The 20,221-nt window shown below is 64.1% G+C and carries 19 protein-coding genes; 9 read left to right on the top strand and 10 right to left on the bottom strand.

The window, feature by feature from the left end; genetic code table 11:
• Positions 1 to 137: 137 nt before the first annotated feature.
• The 3 genes from M4J39_RS04140 (at position 138) to M4J39_RS04130 (ending at position 4,574) form a co-directional block, all read left to right on the top strand.
• Positions 138 to 1,871, top strand: coding sequence for a cation:proton antiporter (locus M4J39_RS04140; RefSeq protein ID WP_251726520.1), 1,734 nt, complete (start codon positions 138 to 140; stop codon positions 1,869 to 1,871).
• A gap of 146 nt (positions 1,872 to 2,017) precedes the next feature.
• Positions 2,018 to 3,373 (top strand): sodium-dependent transporter, encoded by a 1,356-nt coding sequence (locus M4J39_RS04135; protein ID WP_251726519.1) that lies wholly within the window; start codon positions 2,018 to 2,020, stop codon positions 3,371 to 3,373.
• 202 nt (positions 3,374 to 3,575) lie between these two features.
• Entirely contained in the window at positions 3,576 to 4,574 is a 999-nt protein-coding gene (locus M4J39_RS04130) for a hypothetical protein (protein ID WP_251726518.1), read from the top strand.
• 18 nt (positions 4,575 to 4,592) lie between these two features.
• Here M4J39_RS04130 and M4J39_RS04125 read toward each other — a convergent pair whose 3' ends face one another.
• Positions 4,593 to 4,904, bottom strand: coding sequence for an MTH1187 family thiamine-binding protein (locus tag M4J39_RS04125; protein WP_251726517.1), 312 nt, complete (start codon positions 4,902 to 4,904; stop codon positions 4,593 to 4,595).
• Between the two features lie 39 nt (positions 4,905 to 4,943).
• Positions 4,944 to 5,843 (bottom strand): AraC family transcriptional regulator, encoded by a 900-nt coding sequence (locus M4J39_RS04120; RefSeq protein ID WP_251726516.1) that lies wholly within the window; start codon positions 5,841 to 5,843, stop codon positions 4,944 to 4,946.
• A 96-nt stretch (positions 5,844 to 5,939) separates the two neighbouring features.
• Between M4J39_RS04120 and M4J39_RS04115 the strand changes: the two genes are divergently transcribed.
• Positions 5,940 to 6,683, top strand: coding sequence for an SDR family oxidoreductase (locus tag M4J39_RS04115; protein WP_251726515.1), 744 nt, complete (start codon positions 5,940 to 5,942; stop codon positions 6,681 to 6,683).
• 149 nt (positions 6,684 to 6,832) lie between these two features.
• Here M4J39_RS04115 and M4J39_RS04110 read toward each other — a convergent pair whose 3' ends face one another.
• From M4J39_RS04110 to M4J39_RS04095, 4 genes are all read right to left on the bottom strand, one after another.
• Positions 6,833 to 7,039, bottom strand: a complete 207-nt coding sequence (locus tag M4J39_RS04110) for a hypothetical protein (protein ID WP_251726514.1) — start codon at positions 7,037 to 7,039, stop codon at positions 6,833 to 6,835.
• A gap of 105 nt (positions 7,040 to 7,144) precedes the next feature.
• Complete coding sequence (locus M4J39_RS04105; protein WP_251726513.1) at positions 7,145 to 7,753, bottom strand: cysteine hydrolase family protein; 609 nt, start codon at positions 7,751 to 7,753, stop codon at positions 7,145 to 7,147.
• A gap of 9 nt (positions 7,754 to 7,762) precedes the next feature.
• The gene (locus M4J39_RS04100) at positions 7,763 to 9,874 is read right to left on the bottom strand and encodes a catalase (protein ID WP_251726512.1); all 2,112 of its coding nucleotides are present in this window, start codon (positions 9,872 to 9,874) and stop codon (positions 7,763 to 7,765) included.
• Between the two features lie 13 nt (positions 9,875 to 9,887).
• Complete coding sequence (locus M4J39_RS04095) at positions 9,888 to 10,148, bottom strand: hypothetical protein (protein WP_251726511.1); 261 nt, start codon at positions 10,146 to 10,148, stop codon at positions 9,888 to 9,890.
• A gap of 188 nt (positions 10,149 to 10,336) precedes the next feature.
• On the opposite strand from M4J39_RS04095, the gene M4J39_RS04090 reads away from it, so the two are divergent.
• From M4J39_RS04090 to M4J39_RS04075, 4 genes are all read left to right on the top strand, one after another.
• Positions 10,337 to 10,777, top strand: a complete 441-nt coding sequence (locus M4J39_RS04090) for a hypothetical protein (RefSeq protein WP_251726510.1) — start codon at positions 10,337 to 10,339, stop codon at positions 10,775 to 10,777.
• 175 nt (positions 10,778 to 10,952) lie between these two features.
• On the top strand, positions 10,953 to 12,374 hold the full coding sequence (locus M4J39_RS04085; protein ID WP_251726509.1) for a cytochrome ubiquinol oxidase subunit I: 1,422 nt from the start codon (positions 10,953 to 10,955) through the stop codon (positions 12,372 to 12,374).
• Positions 12,364 to 13,368 carry a cytochrome d ubiquinol oxidase subunit II gene (cydB, locus tag M4J39_RS04080; RefSeq protein WP_251726508.1) on the top strand — a complete coding sequence of 335 codons (1,005 nt, stop codon included), beginning with the start codon at positions 12,364 to 12,366 and terminating at the stop codon, positions 13,366 to 13,368. Before M4J39_RS04085 ends, cydB begins: the two co-directional genes overlap by 11 nt.
• Positions 13,368 to 13,484, top strand: coding sequence for a DUF2474 domain-containing protein (locus M4J39_RS04075; RefSeq protein WP_251726507.1), 117 nt, complete (start codon positions 13,368 to 13,370; stop codon positions 13,482 to 13,484). Before cydB ends, M4J39_RS04075 begins: the two co-directional genes overlap by 1 nt.
• Positions 13,485 to 13,495: 11 nt before the next feature.
• Here the strand turns inward: M4J39_RS04075 and glgA are convergent, their stop codons facing one another.
• Complete coding sequence (gene glgA / locus M4J39_RS04070) at positions 13,496 to 15,076, bottom strand: glycogen synthase GlgA (RefSeq protein ID WP_251726506.1); 1,581 nt, start codon at positions 15,074 to 15,076, stop codon at positions 13,496 to 13,498.
• Between the two features lie 399 nt (positions 15,077 to 15,475).
• On the opposite strand from glgA, the gene M4J39_RS04065 reads away from it, so the two are divergent.
• Positions 15,476 to 16,255: an SDR family NAD(P)-dependent oxidoreductase gene (locus M4J39_RS04065; protein WP_251726505.1), complete on the top strand. Its 780-nt coding sequence runs from the start codon at positions 15,476 to 15,478 to the stop codon at positions 16,253 to 16,255.
• 23 nt (positions 16,256 to 16,278) lie between these two features.
• On the opposite strand, the gene M4J39_RS04060 is transcribed toward M4J39_RS04065, so the two are convergent.
• The 3 genes from M4J39_RS04060 to M4J39_RS04050 are packed head-to-tail and all read right to left on the bottom strand — an operon-like array spanning position 16,279 to position 20,179.
• The gene (locus M4J39_RS04060) at positions 16,279 to 16,731 is read right to left on the bottom strand and encodes a PTS sugar transporter subunit IIA (protein ID WP_251726504.1); all 453 of its coding nucleotides are present in this window, start codon (positions 16,729 to 16,731) and stop codon (positions 16,279 to 16,281) included.
• Between the two features lie 50 nt (positions 16,732 to 16,781).
• Positions 16,782 to 17,474: a response regulator gene (locus tag M4J39_RS04055; protein WP_251726503.1), complete on the bottom strand. Its 693-nt coding sequence runs from the start codon at positions 17,472 to 17,474 to the stop codon at positions 16,782 to 16,784.
• Positions 17,471 to 20,179 carry a sensor histidine kinase KdpD gene (locus tag M4J39_RS04050; protein WP_251726502.1) on the bottom strand — a complete coding sequence of 903 codons (2,709 nt, stop codon included), beginning with the start codon at positions 20,177 to 20,179 and terminating at the stop codon, positions 17,471 to 17,473. Before M4J39_RS04050 ends, M4J39_RS04055 begins: the two co-directional genes overlap by 4 nt.
• Between the last annotated feature and the right edge of the window lie 42 nt (positions 20,180 to 20,221).

Raw genomic sequence — 20,221 nt, 5'->3', positions numbered from 1 at the left:
GAAGAGCCGATGCCCGATGATCCGGTCCGGCGAGCAAGGACTGATACGGACTGTCTATGTGGCGGTTGCGCGACTATCGCTTATGACTTCAGCAACTCGCATCCCTGTAGGATCGCCGACGCAGGGGGCTTTTGACGATGACCAACGCCGCGCTCGATCTCCGGGAAATGGTTGTGTTTCTCGCGGCGACCGGCGTCGTGCTGCCCTTCATGCATCGTCTCCGGATCAGCCCGGTCATCGGTTTTGTCGGCATTGGATTGCTTCTTGGCCCTGGCGGCCTCGGGCGAGTCTCGGATCTCGTGCCGGGCATCGAGTACCTGCTGATTACCGATAGGGCGGGAATTGCCATCCTTTCGGAACTCGGGCTGGTCTTCCTTCTGTTCATGATCGGCCTCGAACTGTCGCTTGATCGCCTCTGGGCCATGCGTGTCCGCGTCTTCGGTCTGGGCGGCGCCCAGATGATCGCCACCGCCGGCGTCATGTTCGGCCTGCTGCTGCTGGCCGGTTTGCCGCTTCCGGCGGCCGTGGTCGTCGGTTCGGCGCTGTCGATGTCGTCAACGGCCATCGTCATGCAGATGCTTACCGAACGCGGGGCCGTCGGCAGTCGTCTCGGTCGTTCGGCGTTGGCGATCCTGCTGTTCCAGGATATCGCGGTCATTCCAATTCTCGTGATGACCCAGGCTTTCGGCAGCGCTGGCGAGCAGTCCGTCGGACTCGACCTCGTGCTCGCCGCCGTCAAGGCATCGCTCGCCGTGGCCGTGATCATGGCCCTCGGGCGCCTGCTGCTTCGCCACCTTTTCCGCATGGTGATCGCGACCGGCATCCGCGAGCTGTTCCTGGCCCTTGTTCTCGTCACAGCGATCGGCACGGCGGTTTTGACCGAAACGATCGGCTTGTCGTTGGCGCTCGGCGCCTTTCTGGCCGGGCTTCTTGTTTCCGAAACCGAGTATCGTCATCAGATCGCCGTCGACATCGAGCCCGTGAAGGGGCTGCTGCTCGGTGTGTTCTTCGTATCCGTCGGTCTCGGCATCGATCTCGACCGAGTCATTGCGGCGCCTTTGCTGCATTTCGGAGCGCTGATCGGCTTTCTCGCGGTCAAGATGGCCATATTGCTGGTTGTCTGCCGCGTGGTCGGATTGCCGAAGTCGGTGATGGCGGAGTTGTCGCTGCTGCTTGCCGGCGGCAGCGAGTTCGTCTTTGTCGTGGTTGGTTTGGCCACCGGCTTCGGCCTGCTGACGAATGAGGTGAGCAGCCTGATCGTGGTGGTTGTCGGGCTGTCGATGCTTTCGGCGCCGACGGTCGGGGTCGTTGCACGGCACCTTGTGCCGCGCCTTCTGCGCAACGAGACACCGGTTCCCGATCTGCCGCCGGAAGGAGAAGACGGGCATGTCGTGATCGCGGGTTACGGTCGTGTCGGCCGGGCGGTTGGCGGGGCGCTTCGCGAGGCCGGCATCCCGATCGCGGCGGTCGATGCCGATGCGCTGACCGTGGGTGCCTTGCGAAATGCCGGCATCGCCATTCACTGGGGCAACGCCATCCATCGCCCCTTGCTGAAACGGTTGGGGACGGGCAGGGCGGCGGCCCTCGTCGTTACCATGAACGATACGGTCGCGGCCGCCGACGTTGTTCGCGTCGCTCGGGCGGAGTGGCCCGATCTGCCTATCTTTGCCCGCGCCCACGACGCGCAGCATGCCCGGCTCTTGCTGGAATCCGGAGCCTCCAAGGTCGTTCTGCTGCCGCTGGAAGCGAGTCTGCAACTCTCCGAGGCCGTGCTTTCAGCCGTCGGTATTCCAGAGGATCTGGCTCACGCGATCACCAGCGCCGAGCGAGATCGCCAGTTGTCCGCTCTTCTGCCGCCCGCCGGGCGCTGAGCGCTTAACCGGCTACGCCCTTGGGCGTGGTTGGCCGGCTTTTGCACAGAATGGGCCGAGGTTGTGAAGGCCCCTATCTTGAACGCTTCCCTCCGGTAGCCGATAGCTTTGCTCAACAAACAAAACTGGGCAGGGGCGAAGCGAACATGTCTCAAGGTCGCGACGGATTCACCACGGCATTCGGCGCACTGATGGCCACCCTCGGGTCGGCGGTAGGGCTGGGCAACATCTGGAAGTTTCCATCTCTGACAGGCACCAATGGCGGTGCCGGTTTTCTTCTGGTCTATCTCGCGGCGACCATTCTGGTCGGTCTGCCGGTGATGATTTCCGAGATCATGCTCGGCCGAACCGCGCGGGCGGACGCGATCACCAGCTTCGAGAAGCTGGCGCCGAGGAACCAATGGTGGTGGAAGGTGATCGGCTGGATGGGGTTCGCCGCGGCGCTCCTTATCATGGCCTTCTATTCCGAAGTTGCCGGCTGGGTTTACGCCTATATCTTCAAGTCGTTGACCGGCGAGATTGCCACCACCGATCCGAAGGCGGCCGAGGCGGTGTTCGGCCAGATGGTCTCCAATCCGTGGTCCTCGCTCATCTGGCAGTGGATCGTGCTAGGTCTCACCGGCTTCATCATTGCCTTCGGCGTTTCCAAGGGCATCGAAGCCGTGACTCGGCGGTTGATGCCTTTGCTCTTCATCCTGCTCCTGGTGCTGTGTGTCCGCAGCCTGACACTCTCGGGAGCGGGAGACGGGCTGGCATTCCTGTTCAGTCCGGACTTTGCCAAGATTACCCCGGCGGTCATGCTGACCGCGCTGGGCCTCGCCTTCTTCAAGCTGTCGCTCGGCATGGGCACCATGCTGACCTACGGTAGCTATTTCCGGGAGAACCAGAACATTGCCGGCACGGCGACGCGCGTGATGCTCGCCGATCTCTCGGTATCGCTGCTTGCCGGCATAGCCATCTTCCCGGCGGTGTTCGCCTTCGGCTTCGAGCCGGCCGCCGGACCGTCGCTGGTGTTCATGACTATTCCCGCCGTGTTCACGTCGATGCCGGGCGGCATCGTGTTCATGACGCTGTTCTTCATTCTGACGGCCATCGCCAGCGTCGGCGCCATCTTGTCCCTGCTCGAAGTGGTTGTCGCCATTCTGTCGGAGCGCTTCGGCCTGCCAAGAAAGACGGCGGCGATCAGCACCATCGCCATGATCGCCGTGCTTGGCGTTCCCGCGGCGCTTTCCCAGGGAACGATGGCCGACTTCAAGCTCTTCGGTCTCAACATGTTCGACCTCTTCGACTTCCTGAGCTCGAACATCCTGTTGCCTGTCGGCGGCATCCTGATCTGCCTGTTCGTCGGTTGGGTCTACGGCCTGGCGGCGCCCGAGAAGCGCCTCGCCGAAGCCGGAACGCCCGTTCAGCGCGTCGTCATCCGGAGCGTGTTCTTCCTGGTTCGCTTCGTGGCGCCGGTGGCCATCGCCATCGTGCTTCTGAACGGGCTCGGAGCGTTCTGACGAGGGCATCTTCGCTGAACGCAAGAGTGGATACGAAGTACCACTCATCGGGAAGAAGGAGGGGCGGGGCGTACCGTTTGCCCATTGATTTGGCTTGTCGATCCGGTTTCCGGGGAGTAGGAGCGCGCCGTCACCGTTGAGGCGCCGGCGGTTGAAGACGGGCGTCTTGGCCCGCGCAACCGTCACCTCCGGAAAGCACATCATGCACACGAACAAGCTTGTCGTCATTGGCGTCGGGCACGTCGGCTCCTACGTTCTCGCCGATGCGATGAAGACGGGATTGTTCGCCAGGATCGGGGTCATTGACATTCTGAAGAATGTCGCTTTTGGCGAGGCTCTCGATCAGGCGCAGGCGACGGCGCTGACCTACATGAACAACGTCGATGTGACCGATGGCGGCTACGAACAGTGCGCCGATGCCGACGTGATCATCATTGCGGCGGGGGGCAGCGTCGTGCCCGACCCCGCCAATCCCAAGGCCGAGCCGGATCGGGCCCAGTTGACCCGCGCCAACCGTGGCGTCATCCGCGAGGTAATGGCCGGGATCACCCGCTACACCCGCGACGCCATCGTCATCCTGATCACCAACCCGCTCGACACGATGGTCTACATTGCGGAGAACGAGTTCGGCTATCCGCATGGCCGCGTCTTCGGCACCGGGACCATGCTGGACTCCGCTCGCCTGCGCAAACTGATCGCCAACACCTACGGCATCGACCCGAAGTCTGTGACCGGCTTCATGATGGGCGAGCACGGGCGCACGGCGTTCCCCGTTCTCAGCCATGTCAACGTCAGCGGCATTCCATTCGCAGAACTGGATAGGCACTTCTCGCCGAAGGAAGACATAGGGGACCCCGATGTCGTCAAGGCGCGGATCGTCTCCGCCGCCTACGAGGTCCTGAACGGTAAGGGCTGGACCAATGCCGGCGTCGCCCAGGCGGCCATCACCATGGCCAAGGCGGTCCTTCTCGACGAGCGCAGCGTCTATCCCGCCTCCACGACGCTGCGTGGCCAGTATGGCTACGACGGCGACGTCGCGCTCAGCATGCCGTGCCTGATCGGTCGCGAGGGCGTTCTGAAGCAATTGCCGGTCGAGCTGAACGACTGGGAAATGCAGAAGCTGACCGAGTCGGCCGAGTATATCCAGGCGACCATGAGGGACGCCGAGACCGGACCCACAACGTTGAGTGTCGCCCGGTGACGTGGCTCCCTGGTTGTTTCAACCAGTACTGAGCTTGCGCCCCAGCGTGTCTTCCACCGATGCGATCTTGCTCGCAAGGCGGCTCGTTTCTCCGTGACGATAGTCGACCTTCAGCGCCACCTCAACGCGCGGGCAGTCGGCCCGCATTGCCTCGAAGCAATCGGTCACCACGGCCATCACCTCAGTCCATTCGCCCTCGAGGATCGTGCCCATGGGCGTGAGCTGATAGGCAAGACCGCTCTTGTCGATGATGTCGAGCGAACGGGCGACATAGGGGCTGAGGCTTTCGCCCTTGCCGACGGGATACATTGCAAATTCCAAGAGGACCATTTGGGTTCCTTTCGTGGTTGATAGTTGGCTTGGCGCTGCTCACGCTGCGCTTCGCGTGAAGCGGCCAGGGGGCAGGCCGACATGCCGGCTGAAAGCCGTGCTGAACGTGCTGGCCGAGCCATAACCGATCCGCCTTGCCACCTCGTCGAGCGCCATGCCACCGCCCCGCAACATGTTTTTGGCAAGCGCCATTCGCCACGACAACAGGTATTCCATCGGGCGGACACCCACCGTCCGGACGAAGCGGTCGAAAAAGGCCGAGCGCGACATGCCGGCCGCGCGCGCCAGTTCCGGAACTGTCCAGGGGCGCTCGACGTCGCCGTGCATCTGGCGGAGCGCGATGGCGATGCGGGAATCGGCCAGCCCGCGCAGCAGGCCCGGCCGCGCTTCCTCAAGCGGTGCGGCGCGGAGTGCTTCGACCAGCAGGATTTCCACCAGGCGTTCGAGAATGAGGTCGCGGCCGATATCGTCGCGTGTCGCTTCCTCTCCGACGAGGCTGACCAGTTGCGTCAGTCGCGGGACGCCGCGAATGTGGATCATGCGCGGCAGGAGCGAAACGAGCAGGCCGGCGTCGGGCGAGGCAAAGGCGAAGTAGCCGCCGAACTGCCGAACATCCGGCGGCCCTTCGGCGCGACCATGCCGGACCTCTCCGTCGGGGGGCGGGACAGTCGTCGGGTCGATGCGTGCCACAGGCGCCGGCTCCAGTCCCGACATGGTGAAGGCCGGCGTGGCCGGCAGGAGGACGAAGTCACCTTCTTCCAGGATGACCGGTGCTTCGCCATCGACGGCGAGGCGGCATCTGCCTTCGGTCACGGCACAGAAGCCGGGTTGGCCGAACTCGGCGTAGCGAACGGCCCAGCGTCCGGCGCCACTGATTCCCTTGGAGTAGATGGCCTTCGGGCTCAGGAGTCGGATCACCTCGGAGAGTGGATCGCTCATTGGACTCCTGCCAATGAAATGTGGACTTCTGATCGTCGATAATCCTGATGATGCCAGCTACAACTCTCCTGTCAACGGCAAACACAGGAGACCGCCATGAAAACCGCACTCATCACCGGCTGCTCGTCCGGCTACGGACTGGAGACGGCCCGTCACTTCCATGCCCAGGGCTGGACCGTGATCGCCACCATGCGCAATCCACGCCACGATCTGCTTCCGAAGTCGGATCGCATTCGCGTCCTCTCGCTCGATGTCACCAAGCTCGACAGCGTCGCCGCCGCCGTGGAAGACGCGGGACCGATCGATGTCCTGGTGAACAATGCCGGCATCGGCGTCGTCGGCGCCTTCGAGGCAACGCCGATGGCACATGTGCGCAAGGTGTTCGAGACCAACACCTTCGGCGTGATGGCGATGACGCAGGCGGTCATCCCTCGGATGCGGGAGCGTCGGTCCGGCGTGATCGTCAACGTGACCTCCAGCGTGACGCTGGCACCGATGCCTCTGGCGGCGGCCTACACGGCCAGCAAACAGGCCATCGAGGGTTTCACCGGGTCGCTGGCCCACGAGCTTGCGGAATTCGGCATACGGGCAAAGCTGGTGGAGCCCGGTTATGCGCCGACGACGCGCTTTGCCGAGAACACGGACATTCCGGTCATGGATCTCATTCCTGAAGCCTATGCCGAGTATGCGCAACCCATCTTCGCCGCCTTCGCCAATCCGCCGCTGACGACGAAGGAAAGCGACGTGGCCGAGGCGGTGTGGTTGGCCGCGCACGATGCCACTGGCCGGCTACACTATCCGGCGGGAGCAGATGCCGTCGCACTCGCGGGGGATGCCTGACTTTGGCTGGAGACATTCGGTCCAGAACCTGGAGTGCTCAATCGGCAGGAAAGAAAACCCCGCGTGCCCGGCAGGACCGGAGCGACGCGGGGGAGAGTTGGCCGAGGCAAACGCCGGAAGGCGAGGGGTCGAGGCGCCTCGGCGGGGCGTCAGGCCTGATAGCCGATCAGAGCGGCCATTTCGGTGATGCGAGGATCGCAACGGTCGCCGCCAAGACGCCCTTCGGCGTCGGCGCGTTCCTGGTTGCGGCTCACGAAGTCCTGGGCGGTGAATCGGAGAATGTCTTTCGGGGCATCGCCGCTTTCGATGAGATAGTCGCGATACTCGTCTTCGAGCTCCTGCAGACGGGCGGTCATGGCTTCTCTCCGTTTGTGGTGAGCGAGTTCAAACAGGCAACCCGCGAGGGGACCTCGTGGTTCCATTCCTTTCGGAAGTTTGGGACGATGGAGGAGGCAGCTCCGTCATCGCCATTTTTCCAGGACTTCGTCGGCGGTCGCGACTTCGAGCTGCTCGGTGAAGCGGGTCAGGTAGAGCTCCATCAGGGCGTCGTGCGTCTCGTCCACAAAGCTGCACAAAGCGTCGCCGACCAGCACGACACGATAGCCGCGATCGATGCCGCCGAGCGCCGAGGCCAGCACGCAGACGTCGGTCTCGCCGCTGGTGATGACCAGAGTGTCGACGTCCGAGCCGGACAGGAGCGCATCGAACCTTCCTTCGGTCCAGGGGGAATAGACGTGCTTGTCCAGTATCTTGGCCGGAGGAACGAACCGCTCGAGAGCCGGAACCAGTCGAACGGCATCGGCTTCCAGCTTCTCAAGCGTTATGTCGGCCCACCGCTGGTAGTAGCGCCTCCAGGTGCCATGTCCTTCCCCTGGCCTTGCCGCTGGAATGAAGCGGGTGAACAGCGTGCGTTCGGCGTGCCGGTCGCACAACCGCTCGATCGCCGGCGTCACCCGCTCCATCCACGGCATCGCCCAAGGATAGCCCGGCCCGAAGATGCGCTGCATGTCGACGCAGACGTGAAGAGCACCCGCACCCAAGGGGCCGTGGATCAAACCTTGTCCGGCCATCGGCTGTGCCTAGAGCTTCACGGCCGATTCGCGCGCCCACAGGCGGAGCTTGCGGCAACTCGCCAGGAAGGCGGACACCGACGCGTTGCCTTCAAGCGAAACGAGGCCTTCGTCGGCGTCGGGCGCAACGCCGGCTTGCTCCAGCAAGGGGACGGCTTCCGGGGTGAAGGCGATGAACTTGCAATGCGCAAAGGCATCGGCCACGAAATCGCGAGCTGTGGCCTCCTTCGCCAGCATCTGCACACCCTCCGCCGAGAGAACGAGCGCGACGGCGTCGAAAAGCACAGATGGTCCGCCGTCGATCATGTACTGCGCCGGCAAATGCGTGCCATCGGCCGTCACGATCCCGCCAACCTTGGGCGCCACCAGTTCGACCGTCGCGCCCTCTTTTTCGATGGCGCTCTGCAAAGCCTTGAGGAGCTTGCCGTCGCAGCCATTGGAGACCAGCACGCCGACCTTGCGACCGGCAAAGCTCTCGGGTCCGTTCTCGATGATGCTGAGGGCAGGGGAAGCCGGCAGGTCGTCTCGCGGAGGAACGGCCGTGTCGGCCGGCTTGGGCAGTTTCTCGATGCCCAGCTTGTCGGCCACCGCCGCGCCGAGCGCCTCGTCGATGTTGAGGAGGTGGGCGACCATGCGTTCGCGAATGATCGGGTTTTCGCAGCGGCTGAGCTCGAAGGTGATCGCCATGGCGATGTGCTTCTGCTCGACCGTCGTCTGGCTGTTGAAGAACTGCCGCGCCTGGCTGTAGTGGTCGGCAAAGCTCTCCGGCCGCAACCTTGCCTTCGTTCCGTCGATCGGCTCGCGGAAGGACCGCATGCCGCGCGCAGGATCCTCGCGCGGCCCTTCGCCCCACGAGTTCGGCTGGTAGTTGGCGCGCCCCATCGGATTGCGCATCGCCATGTGTCCGTCCTGCTGGAAGTGAGCGAACGGGCACTTCGGCGCATTGATGGGAAGGTGGGTGAAGTTGGGGCTGCCGAGGCGCTTCAGCTGGGTGTCGAGGTAGGAGAAGTTCCGGCCCTGCAGCAGGGGATCGTTGGAGAAGTCGATGCCGGGCGGCACGTTCTGCGTCATGAAGGCCACTTGCTCGGTCTCGAAGAAGAAGTTGTCCGGCATCCGGTCGAGCACGAGGCGGCCGACCGGGCGTGGCGGCAGGATCTCCTCCGGGATGATCTTGGTCGGATCGAGCACGTCGAAGTCGAACTTGTCGGCGAACTCCTGATCGAACAGCTGAACGCACAGTTCCCACTCCGGGAAGTTGCCCGTTTGTATGGCGTTCCAAAGGTCGCGGCGGTGGAAGTCGGGGTCGGCGCCGTTGATCTTCACCGCCTCGTTCCACATCACCGATTGCAGGCCGAGCTTGGGCTTCCAGATGAACTTGACGAAGGTGGACTCGTCCCGCGCGTTGAGGAAGCGGAAGGTGTGGACGCCGAAGCCCTCCATGAAGCGGAAGGAGCGGGGGATGGCTCGATCGGACATGACCCACATGATCATGTGCATCGATTCCGGCGTCAGGGAAATGAAGTCCCAGAAGTTGTCATGCGCCGATTGCGCCTGAGGAAAGTCCCGGTCGGGTTCCGGCTTCACGGAATGGATGACGTCGGGGAACTTGATGGCGTCCTGGATGAAGAACACCGGGATGTTGTTGCCGACGATGTCCCAGTTGCCTTCCTTGGTGTAGAGCTTCACCGCGAAGCCGCGCACGTCGCGCGCCAGATCGAACGAGCCCTTGGAGCCGGCAACCGTCGAGAAGCGCACGAATGCCGGCGTTTTCTCGCCGGCACGCTGGAAAATGTCGGCACGGGTGAACTCCGATAGCGACTCGTAGGTCTCGAAGTAGCCATGCGCTCCGTAGCCGCGCGCATGAACCACGCGCTCAGGAATGCGTTCGTGGTCGAAGTGGAAGATCTTCTCGCGGAAATGAAAATCTTCGATCAGGCTCGGGCCGCGCTCGCCGACCTTCAGGGTGTTCTGGTCGTCGGAAACTGGGGCGCCCTGCGCCGTGGTCAGTGCGGGGACATCGCCAGACTGCGTCTGGTGCAGTTCGCCGCCATTGCCGCGCAACAGTGTCTGGTCGTGGATTTTCGCCGTCGCGGCTGCGGGGCTCTGCGTTTGCTTGGACATAGTGGTAGCTCCCTCAAATCCGAACTGGGTTTGTCAATTTCCGTGTGATCGTTCCGCCGGCATCGGCAGTCGCGAGGACGTTGAAGCGCGCGCAATGGATGATGACGAAGCCCCTTGGGAAGCGACTTTCGCGGGGAGTCCGTCGGAGTTGTGCCGGTTGAAAGAGGCGATCATCGGGGCTGGACTTGCAGATGTCGCGGTTGTCTTCGAAGCTCGGGCCGGCGAAGCGCCTGCGGCGGATGTCAACCTTGCCAAGCAGCGCCAGCGCTTTCATGCCTTGCTCCCGAGAGTGTCCCGATTGGCGCAAAACCGCGAGCGCCGCTCTTTGTTCCCGGGAAAGCGCACCTGTCCGTCGGGCAGCGCGCGGGGTGCCCCCGCGCCAGCAGCTTCAGGGCAAGGTTTCGGCGATCTCGCCGGTGTTGAGATCGGCGCCGGCGACATAACCCCACGGCGGGGCCTGGCATGGGCGCTGCGTTGATGAAGAAGAAGAGCGGAGATCAGAATGCCGTCACCGGCGAGAACATAGCCGGCGCTGCCGCCGAGAACGACGAGCTAAATGCCGCCACCCGGCAGAAGGGGGGCGAACAGGCTCATCAGAAGAGCGCTGAAAGTCACCATCGCTCGCCATCCCCTGTTGGATTGTCAACTACGGAAGCCTTGAGACAGCGTTCGGTTCCCCGAAAAGGCCGATTTCCGAAGGCAATGGGAACTCGTTCACATGTTTCGAGTTGGGCGGGAGAACCAATGCACCATGAGGATCCGAAGATGCGTGCCAATCCGCTGATGCTCGCCCTGGGGCTGCTGCTCGTCGTCGTCGTGGTTGTCGGGGTGATCCGCCTCGGCGGAAATCTTGGTCGTGGCGAGGATCAGAAGGATTTCCCACCGCACGCGGTCCAACAATAAGACGTTTCGAAAGCAGGGAGACGCCACCCACCCTTGGAACTTTTTCCGATGGTGAGCGTTACGCGTCGGACATGCGCGTCAATGCGGGAGTGGACGCGCCTCTCTGGCGCCGTGGTCGCTCGCCGGTCTTCGGCGAGGATGAGTGAGGTCACGGCTGGGAAAGGGGACGCGCTTGATGCTCGAAAATCTGGATGCCTTGTTGCTCGCGCGGGCGCAGTTCGCCTTTACCATCGCGTTCCACATCGTCTTTCCCGCATTCACGATCGGGCTTGCGAGCTATCTCTTCGTGCTCAACGCGCTTTGGCTCATCACCAAGCGGCAGGTCTATGAGCAACTGTTCGATTTCTGGAAGACGATCTTCGCCGTCGCCTTCGCGATGGGCGTCGTGTCCGGCATCGTCATGTCCTACCAGTTCGGCACCAACTGGAGCGTGTTTTCCGACAAGGTGGGTCCTGTCATCGGGCCTTTGATGGGCTACGAGGTCCTGACCGCCTTCTTCTTGGAGGCCGGCTTTCTTGGCGTCATGCTGTTCGGCCTGAAGCGCGTCGGCCATGGCCTGCACCTTTTTGCGACCGGGATGGTGGCGATCGGCACCTTGCTGTCGGCGACCTGGATTCTCGCCGCCAACTCCTGGATGCACACGCCCCAGGGCTTCGAGGTGAACGAAGTCGGTCAGTTCGTTCCGCTCGACTGGTGGGCCATCATCTTCACGCCATCCTTTCCCTACCGCCTGGTTCACATGGTCCTGGCGGCCTATCTCACGACGGCGCTGGTGGTCGGCGCCTGCGGTGCCTGGCATCTCCTGAGAGCGCACGCGCCCCGCCGCAGCGCGACGATGTTCACGATGGCCATGGGCATGGTCGCGGTGGTCGCACCGCTGCAGATCCTTGCCGGCGATTTCCACGGCCTCAACACCCTCGAGCATCAGCCGGCCAAGGTCATGGCGATGGAGGGGCATTTCGAAAGCCATCCGGAGGGCAGGGCGCCGCTGATCCTGTTCGGCTTGCCCGATCAGGAGAACAAGCGGGTCGACTACGAAATATCGATACCCGGGCTTTCCAGCCTTATCCTCCGGCATGGCTGGAACGAACCGCTTGACGGTCTCGACACCATTCCGGACGAACTGGAGCCGCCGGTGGCGGTGGTGTTCTGGTCGTTCCGCGTCATGGTCGCAATGGGAATGGCCATGCTTCTCCTTGGGCTGTGGTCGGCGATCGCCTGGTGGCGAGGTCGGCTCACGACCGACCGCCGACTTCTCCGGGCCGCCGTCGCCATGGGACCGGCCGGGTTCCTGGCGGTGCTCGCCGGCTGGGTTACCACCGAAGTCGGTCGCCAGCCCTACACGGTCTACGGCCACCTGCTGACCGCCGACTCCATGTCGCCGGTCGCCGCCCCGGCGGTCGCGACGTCGCTCGTGGCCTTTGTGGTGGTGTACTTTTTCGTCTTCGGCGCTGGGGTGTTCTACATCTTCCGACTGATGGGACGCCTGCCCGAGGAAGCCGAGGAGGAGGTGCTGGACAAGGGGCCGGTCAGGACGGCCGGCATCACCCCAGGCCCCGCTCAGGGCACACAGCAGGGAGAGACCCATGGGCATTGATCTCGCTTTCGTCTGGGCCTTCCTGATCGCCTTCGCCGTGCTGGCCTATGTGGTGATGGACGGTTTCGATCTCGGCATCGGGATTCTCTTTCCGTTTTTCCGCGACAAGCGCGACCGCGACACGATGATGAACAGCGTGGCGCCGGTCTGGGACGGCAACGAGACATGGCTGGTGCTCGGCGGGGGCGGGCTGATGGCGGTCTTCCCCCTGGCTTACGCCACGGTCCTGACGGCGCTCTACGTGCCGTTGATCGCCATGTTGCTGGGGCTGATCTTTCGCGGCGTCGCCTTCGAGTTTCGCTGGCGCACCACGCGCTGGCTGTCTGTCTGGGACTGGGGCTTCTCCGTCGGTTCAACGGTCGCGGCGTTCTCGCAGGGCATCGCCCTGGGGGCGCTCATCGAGGGCATTCCGGTGGTCGATCGCGCCTACGCCGGCGGTTGGTGGAACTGGTTGACGCCCTTTTCGATCGCAACGGGCATTTCGCTGGTCATCGGCTACGCGCTGCTCGGCGCAACCTGGCTGGTGCTGAAGACGACCGGGGATCTCGCCGCGAGGGCGCGCGATATTGCTCGGCCGGCGACCTATCTCACCTTACTCGGCATGGGCGTCTTCAGTCTCTGGACGCCGCTGATCGGACCGCACTATCTGGGCCGCTGGCTGAGCTTTCCGGCGGTGATCTTCAGCGTCCTCGTGCCGCTGCTCGTGCTTGCCTGCGTTACCGCCGTCCTCTCCGGACTCAACCGTCAGAAGGATCTGCAGCCTTTCCTGGCCTCTCTGGGGCTGTTCGTCCTGGGCTTCGTCGGCATCGGCATCAGCTTCTATCCGTTCATCGTCCCTCCCTCGCTCACCATCCATGAGGCCGCGGCGCCGCGCGCAAGTCTGGCCTTCCTGCTGGTGGGGGCGGTGATGCTCATTCCCATCATCCTCGCCTATACCGCCTATGCCTATTGGGTGTTTCGCGGCAAGATACGGCCGGAAGAGGGCTATCACTGATGAACGTGAGGCCGACTTTGCTGCGCCTTCTCTGGTTCGTCGGTTACTGGCTCGCCGGAGTGGCGGTCGTCTTCATTCTGGCGGCCGGACTGAGGGTCTGGCTCGTTCCGGGATGAAACGCCCCGCCTCATTGCCTTCGCTCCTGCGACGGCGGGGTATGTCCGCGAACGAGCCGCCGGTAGAGGCAGGCGTAACGCTCGGCGCTTCGCGCCCAACCGAAGCTGGTCCGCATGGCCTGCGTCTGCAGGCGATTCCAGGCGTCGGCATTCTCGTAGGCGGTCAGTGCCCGGTCGATGGCCTGGTATAGATCCTCGACCGAACCGGGATGGAAATGGAAGCCCGTGGCCGCGCCGGCCGCTGTCGCCGCCTCGTTGGCGTCGATCACCGTTTCCGCCAGACCGCCCGTACGCGAGACGACGGGAATGGCGCCATATCTCAGGGCGTAGAGCTGCGTCAGCCCGCAGGGCTCGAAGCGGGACGGCTGCACGACGATGTCGCTGCCGGCGTGGAGGAGGTGGGCCGCTTCCTCGCTGAAGCCGATATGCAAGACAACGCGGCCGGAATGCCGCCGCGCCTGATCGGCCAGCGTGTAGACAATGTCCGGGTCACCCTCGCCGATGACGATGAGACGCGCGCCCCGGTCGACGATGCCTTGCACCACGGGCGCCAGCAGATCGATGCCCTTCTGCCAGGTCAGTCGGCTGACGACGCTGAGGATTGCTCCGTCCCCGGGTATCAGGCCGAAGGTCTGTTCGACCGCCTGACGGTTCTCCTTGCGCCGCTCGATGGTGTCGAGATCATAGTTTTCGGTGATGTAGGGGTCGGTGAGCGGGTTCCAGATGTCCTCGTCGATACCGTTGACGATGCCCGATAGGACCGATCGGCGGCTTTGCAACACGCCCGCCATGCCCATTCCCTGCTCCTCGGTCAGGATCTCGCGAGCATAGGTCGGCGATACCGTGGTCACCGCATCGCTGAGCCGGATACCGGCCTTCAGGAAGCTGATGTCGCCATAGTACTCGAGCCCGTCGACGTTGAAGAAATGCTCGGGCAGACCGAGGGCCGGGAACAAGTTCGCCGGGAACTGACCCTGGAAGGCCAGGTTGTGGATGGTAATGACCGTGGGGATGTCAATACCCGCGGCTCGCATGTAGGCGGCCGTCAGTCCGGCCTGCCAGTCATGAAGATGGACGAGGTCGGGGCGCCAGTCGTCCACTCCCTCGGCGGCGATCTTGGCGCCCACCGCCGACAGAAGGGCGAAGCGGCGCCAGTTGTCAGCGTAGTCGCTGCCCTGATCGTCGAGATACGGCCCGCCGCGCCGATCGAACAGCGAGGGGCAGTCGACCAGAAGCAACTCCAGCTCATGGCAATGGCTGGCCCATAGCGTGACATTCTCGCCAAGAACCGACATTTGCCCGACGATCTCGCGGTCCTCGCAGTTGGCGAGTGCCATCGGATAGGCCGGAATGAGCGTTCTGGTGGCGATGCCCTGTGACAGCAAGGCTTTCGGCAGCGAGCCGATGACGTCGGCGAGACCGCCCGTCTTGACGACCGGGAAGGCCTCCGAAGCGACAGCCAGGACCGCCAGCGGTTCGAAGCGCTTGACCAGATGTACCTCCGGACCAGCGCCGGGGAACGTGTCCGGGGCCGTCCTGCCCGCGCCTTGTTCATCGTTGTCGGAGCGGGCGATTTCGAACTTTCGGGTCACTTGCGTCACCTCTTGTGCCAGATGGCGGCCGGACGCCTCAGATGCCTTGGGAACCAAACCGTCATGCATTGGTTCCCCCGAAACAGGGAGAAAGCGGACGCAGGGAACATTTGTCTGGTACGGCGGTTCGATCGGTCGAAAGGGCTCACCGCTCGGGCTCGCCGGTCGAAACATGCCGGGAAATCAGAACAGGCCGGACAGATCTTGGAGACTCGGGAAACGGCAACGGCCGAAGGCGATACAACCAAAGGAAATGGGGCCGGTCGTCATCATAGCTCATTGAGTCCTCTACTGGAAGACGGCAATCGCGATAGCGGAAGGCCTGTCCGAAAGGCGGAAAAGACGAGTGTCTGCAACCTAAGGGTATACAAGGCCACAAGATCTGTTCGGGAGAACGACATGCCGAGAACGAAAGTCGCTCTGGTGACCGGCGCCGGGTCTGGAATCGGGCGGGCGGCCGCCATCGAACTGGCGCGCAATGGTTTTGCCGTCGGGTTGCTCGGACGAACGCCATCCGAGCTCGAGGACGTGGCGAAGCTGATGCGCGACTTCGGCGCGGAGGTGGAGACGCTCGACGCCGACATTTCCCAGGAAGACCAGATGAGCGCAGCGGTCTCACGTCTCGTCGAGCGGTTTGGCCGCCTGGATGCCGTCGTTGCCAATGCCAGCATAAACGGAACCTGGGCGCCGATCGAGGACATTACGGCCGAGGAGTGGGATGAGACGATCGCCATCAACCTGCGTGGCACATACCTCACTCTGCGTTTCACGGTACCGCACCTCAAGAGCGGCGACGGCGGCTCGATCGTCGTCGTCTCCTCCATCAACGGTACGCGGACCTTCACCTCACCCGGCGCCACCGCCTACTCGGCCAGCAAGGCGGCCCAACTCGCCATGGTGCAGCAACTGGCCCTGGAGCTCGGCCGCCATCGGATCCGGATCAATGCCGTCTGTCCGGGCGCCATCGAGACCAACATCGACGACAGCACGACGAAGCGTGCCGAGGAGGAAACCGCCATACCGGTGGTCTGGCCGGAGGGGCAGGTGCCGCTGACCGGCGGTGAGCCCGGGCGGGCGGAAGACGTCGCCCATCTCATTGCCTTCCTGGTGAGCGACGCGTCGTCGCATATCACCGGCTCGCCGATCTGGATTGATGGCGGGCAGGGGCTGCTGCGCTGATCAAAGCTTCCGACGTCGATCGGTCAACTGGTTGGAGCGGCGAGCAGGGCATGAAGTTCGGCGGGCGACGGCGCCTGCCGAACGGCATGCAACCAAGCGGCCGATCGGGCGTTTCTGGCGATCGTGGCCAGCAGACCGAGGTGTGACGATCCCTTGTGCGCCGGAGAAAGCGCCAGGAACACGACGTCGACCGGCGTCTCGTCGATCGCCTCGAAATCGATCGGCTGCCTCAGCCGGGCCAGCAGCGAGAACGGGCTGGCAAGGTCGGGCACATTGGCGTGGGGAATGGCGACGCCGTTGCCGATGCCCGTCGACCCAAGGCGTTCGCGAGCGATCAACGGGTCGAGAATTGCGCCCAGGTCGATGCCGGTTCGTCCGGACGCGAGATGAGCAAGATCGCGCAGGAGCTCCGCCTTGGAGGTTACCTGGCGGTCGATGAACACATCCTGTGGTTCGATCAAATCGGCGAGTTCCATGGTCTTCTCATGTTCGGCGTCGAGGTGCGCGGCGTTGGAGGAAGCGACTTTCAGTCGGCAGCGCGGAGGCGGTATCCGACCCCGGTCTCCGTCAGGATGTACTGGGGTTGATCGGGGCTCTGCTCGATCTTCTGGCGGAGCTGACGCACGTAGACCCGGAGGTACTGGACATCGGCCGATCCGCCCCAGACCTGCCGAAGAATGTGCTGGTGGGTCAGCACCTTGCCGGCGTGCTGCACCATGAGACGCAGGATGTCGTACTCCTTGGGCGAGAGGTTGATCTCGCGCGCGCCCACCTTGACGATGCGCTTGACGAGATCGACGGAAAGCTCCCCGGCCTGAAAGATGGGCCGCTCGCCCTGCTGCTGCAGGCGATGGCGCAGGGCGACGCGAATGCGAGCCGCCAGTTCGGCAACGCCGAAGGGTTTGGTGACGTAATCGTCGGCGCCGCCTTCCAACGCCCGGACGATGCCCGCCTCGTCGGTGCGGCTCGACAGGATGATGACGGGCAACTCCAGGCCGGATTGCCGCCAGCCGGTCATTAGGTCGTGCCCCTGAACGTCGGGCAGGCCGAGGTCGAGAATGATGACGTCCGGCTTCTCCTCGGCAAGGCTTGCCACGGCATCGGCGGCATCGGCGGCTTCGCGAACGGCATAGCCCTCTGTGGTCAGCCCGACGCGCAGAAGCCGGCGGATTGGCGCCTCGTCGTCCACGACCAGTATCTTGATCGTTGGCGCTGTCATGTTGGATCTTTCACGGTTTCGGTTTGCAGGGGAATGGGAAGGCTGATGGTGAAGATCGCCCCCGAGCGGTCGGCGCGGTTCGTCGCCGAGATGGTGCCGCCCATGGCCTCGACAAAGCCACGACAGATGGCAAGCCCGAGCCCGGTGCCGGCGGGGACGTGGTCGGTCTTGCGCACCCGATAGAAGCTGTCGAATATCCGTTCAAGGTCGTCGGGTGGCATGCCGGGGCCTTCGTCGACGAGGCGAAGCACCACGTAGTCGCCGTTCCGCCATCCCTGAACGGCGACGGTGGAGGCCGGCGGCGCATACTTGGCGGCGTTGTCGAGAAGATTGAAGACCACCTGCTCGAAAAGTACGGCGTCGACCTTGAGCATAGGCAGGTCGGGCGGCAACGCCACGTCGACCCTGTGCCGAGCGAGAAGGTGGTTGGCCCGACGAAGCGCGCTGCCGACGATGTCGCCGGGGAAATGCAACGAGGCGTTCGGATGCATGGCGCCCGATTCCAGCCGCGTCATGTCGAGCAGGTTGCCGATGAACCGGTGCAGACGCTCCGACTCGTCGATGATCGTCGAAACGAGTTCAGCCCGGTCGGCCTCCGGCAGCGAGACGGCGTAGTCCTTGAGCGTTCCGGCGGCGCCGAGAATGCCGGCCAGCGGCGTCTTGAGATCGTGGGAGATCGACGACAGCAACGCGGTTCTCAGACGGTCGGCCTCGGCGGCCAGCCGGGCGCGCTCGACGTCGGCGACGAGCTGGGTCCGCTCGATGGCGACGGCGGCCTGATCGGCGAGCGCATCGAAAAGCCGCTGTTCCTCCGGCGTCAGCAACGGGCCGGGCTTGTCGTTGTCGAGACCGACGACGCCGATCGGCGTCCGGCCCGTCCGGAGAGGCATGTAGAGCCGCTTGGCGCCGGGCAGGGTGTAGGCGCCGCGCCCGGCGGGCTGTTCGTGCTCCCAGGCCCAACGGGCGGCGGCGATGTCGGCGTCGACCAGCGTGTCGTCAGGCGGATAGCCGACCTTGACGTCGAGCGTATCGCCGTCGGGCATCAGAACGACCACGCGCAGGCGGAGCATGGCGGCAATCTGATAGGCGGTGGCCCACAACACGTCGTCCAGCGTGCCGGTGCCGGCCAGTTTGCGCGAGAACTGGTAGAGGTTATCGGTCGTCCTCGCCCGCTGCCTGGCCGCGGCTGCCTGTCGGTGCAGTCGCGCGGCGAGATTGCTGGCGATCACGGCGACGATGAGAAAGATCACCAGGGCAACCACGCTTTCCGGGTCGCTGATGGTCAGGGTGTGCCTGGGCTCAAGGAAGAAGAAGTTGAAGGCGAGCGCACTGGCAACGCAGGCATAAAGAGCCGGCCACAGGCCCGATGTGATGGCCGAGGCCAGAACAGCGATCAGGAAGACAAGGCCGAGGTTGCGGACGTCGAGGAAACTGTTGAGCGCGCCGCTGACGGCAAGTGCGCCGGCGACATAAAGTGTCGAGACGAGATAGGGCTTGAGCCGGATGGACCTGGCGGGCGGTGCGGTGCGGACGCCCTTTGCCTGTCCGGTCGTGCGATCGGTGCCGGAAATGACGTGGATGGAGATGTCGCCGGCACGACGGATCAGGTCGTGCGAAACGGATCCCTCGAACAGCTCTCGCCAGCGCCCCTTGTCCGACGTGCCGACGACGACATGCGTGAAGTTGCCGGTCCTGGCGTAACGGAGGATATCGCGCGCGACATCCTGGCCGGGAATGGTTACGGCTTCGCCTCCGAGCTGCTCGGCAAGGCGCAGGTGACCGGCAAGACGATCCTTGCCGGGGTCCGCGAGCGTCGCCGACCGCGCCGTCTCCACGTGGATCGCCGCCCATGGCGCCCTGAGGCGATCGGCTTGTCGCCTCGCGTAGCGGACCAGAGCGGCCGAGCGCGGACGCTCGTCGATGCAGACCAGAACCCTGTCACCGGCCTCCCACGGTCCGGCGATGGCATGGGCCTGCATGTGGCTGACGAGCTGGTCGTCGACGCGCTGGGCCGTGCGCCTCAGCGCCAGCTCGCGCAGGGCGGTGAGATTGCCCGGTGAGAAGTAGTTGGCGGTGGCGCGGGCGGCGGTCTTCGGCAGATAGACCTTGCCCTCGTGGAGCCGCTTGATGAGATCGTCCGGCGTCAGGTCGATGATCTCGATGTCGTCGGCCCGATCGATGATGGAATCCGGTATCGTTTCGCGAACCCGGATGCGAGTGATGCGAGCGACGACGTCGTTGAGGCTTTCGACGTGCTGAATGTTGAGCGTCGTGTAGACGTCGATGCCGCGGCCGAGCAACTCCTCCACATCCAGATAGCGTTTGGGGTGCCGGCTGCCCTCGACGTTGCTGTGGGCGAGTTCGTCGACCAGCACGAGCTGGGGATGGCGAGCGAGGATGGCATCGAGATCCATCTCCTCGAGCTCGCGGCCCCTGTAGCCGAGCTTGAGGCGGGGAATGATTTCCAGGCCGTCAAGCAGCGCGGCAGTCTCCGGCCGTCCGTGCGTCTCGACCACGCCGATGACCACGTCCGTTCCGTCGACCCGTCGGCCCCGCCCGGCCAACAGCATTTCGTAGGTCTTGCCGACGCCGGGCGCCGCGCCGAGGAAGATCTTGAGACGGCCGCGCGTCTCCCGCTCGGCGCTTTCGAGAAGCGCCTCGGGCGAGGGCCTGACGTCGGTGTTCCTGTCGTCCTGAAGCGGCATGTCGTCCTCGTAAGGGGCGGAGCCGCCGAGCGGCTCCGCCGG

The sequence above is a fragment of the Pleomorphomonas sp. NRK KF1 genome (assembly GCF_023721755.1).
Taxonomy (GTDB): domain Bacteria; phylum Pseudomonadota; class Alphaproteobacteria; order Rhizobiales; family Pleomorphomonadaceae; genus Pleomorphomonas.
Note: the sequence above shows the minus strand (reverse complement) of the source record. Positions and strands in the feature narration are given on the sequence as shown.

What these genes read in the sequence shown, in the direction of transcription:
- M4J39_RS04110 (WP_251726514.1), bottom strand. Translation starts at nt 7,039, where the DNA reads ATGACCGCCCGTCTGCAGGAGCTCGAAGACGAGTATCGCGACTATCTC.
- M4J39_RS04125 (WP_251726517.1), bottom strand. Translation starts at nt 4,904, where the DNA reads ATGGTCCTCTTGGAATTTGCAATGTATCCCGTCGGCAAGGGCGAAAGC.
- M4J39_RS04075 (WP_251726507.1), top strand. Translation starts at nt 13,368, where the DNA reads ATGAACGTGAGGCCGACTTTGCTGCGCCTTCTCTGGTTCGTCGGTTAC.
- M4J39_RS04100 (WP_251726512.1), bottom strand. Translation starts at nt 9,874, where the DNA reads ATGTCCAAGCAAACGCAGAGCCCCGCAGCCGCGACGGCGAAAATCCAC.
- M4J39_RS04095 (WP_251726511.1), bottom strand. Translation starts at nt 10,148, where the DNA reads ATGAAAGCGCTGGCGCTGCTTGGCAAGGTTGACATCCGCCGCAGGCGC.
- M4J39_RS04090 (WP_251726510.1), top strand. Translation starts at nt 10,337, where the DNA reads ATGGGCGCTGCGTTGATGAAGAAGAAGAGCGGAGATCAGAATGCCGTC.
- M4J39_RS04055 (WP_251726503.1), bottom strand. Translation starts at nt 17,474, where the DNA reads ATGACAGCGCCAACGATCAAGATACTGGTCGTGGACGACGAGGCGCCA.
- M4J39_RS04065 (WP_251726505.1), top strand. Translation starts at nt 15,476, where the DNA reads ATGCCGAGAACGAAAGTCGCTCTGGTGACCGGCGCCGGGTCTGGAATC.
- cydB (WP_251726508.1), top strand. Translation starts at nt 12,364, where the DNA reads ATGGGCATTGATCTCGCTTTCGTCTGGGCCTTCCTGATCGCCTTCGCC.
- M4J39_RS04105 (WP_251726513.1), bottom strand. Translation starts at nt 7,753, where the DNA reads ATGGCCGGACAAGGTTTGATCCACGGCCCCTTGGGTGCGGGTGCTCTT.
- M4J39_RS04060 (WP_251726504.1), bottom strand. Translation starts at nt 16,731, where the DNA reads ATGGAACTCGCCGATTTGATCGAACCACAGGATGTGTTCATCGACCGC.
- M4J39_RS04140 (WP_251726520.1), top strand. Translation starts at nt 138, where the DNA reads ATGACCAACGCCGCGCTCGATCTCCGGGAAATGGTTGTGTTTCTCGCG.
- M4J39_RS04085 (WP_251726509.1), top strand. Translation starts at nt 10,953, where the DNA reads ATGCTCGAAAATCTGGATGCCTTGTTGCTCGCGCGGGCGCAGTTCGCC.
- M4J39_RS04050 (WP_251726502.1), bottom strand. Translation starts at nt 20,179, where the DNA reads ATGCCGCTTCAGGACGACAGGAACACCGACGTCAGGCCCTCGCCCGAG.
- M4J39_RS04130 (WP_251726518.1), top strand. Translation starts at nt 3,576, where the DNA reads ATGCACACGAACAAGCTTGTCGTCATTGGCGTCGGGCACGTCGGCTCC.
- M4J39_RS04135 (WP_251726519.1), top strand. Translation starts at nt 2,018, where the DNA reads ATGTCTCAAGGTCGCGACGGATTCACCACGGCATTCGGCGCACTGATG.
- M4J39_RS04120 (WP_251726516.1), bottom strand. Translation starts at nt 5,843, where the DNA reads ATGAGCGATCCACTCTCCGAGGTGATCCGACTCCTGAGCCCGAAGGCC.
- M4J39_RS04115 (WP_251726515.1), top strand. Translation starts at nt 5,940, where the DNA reads ATGAAAACCGCACTCATCACCGGCTGCTCGTCCGGCTACGGACTGGAG.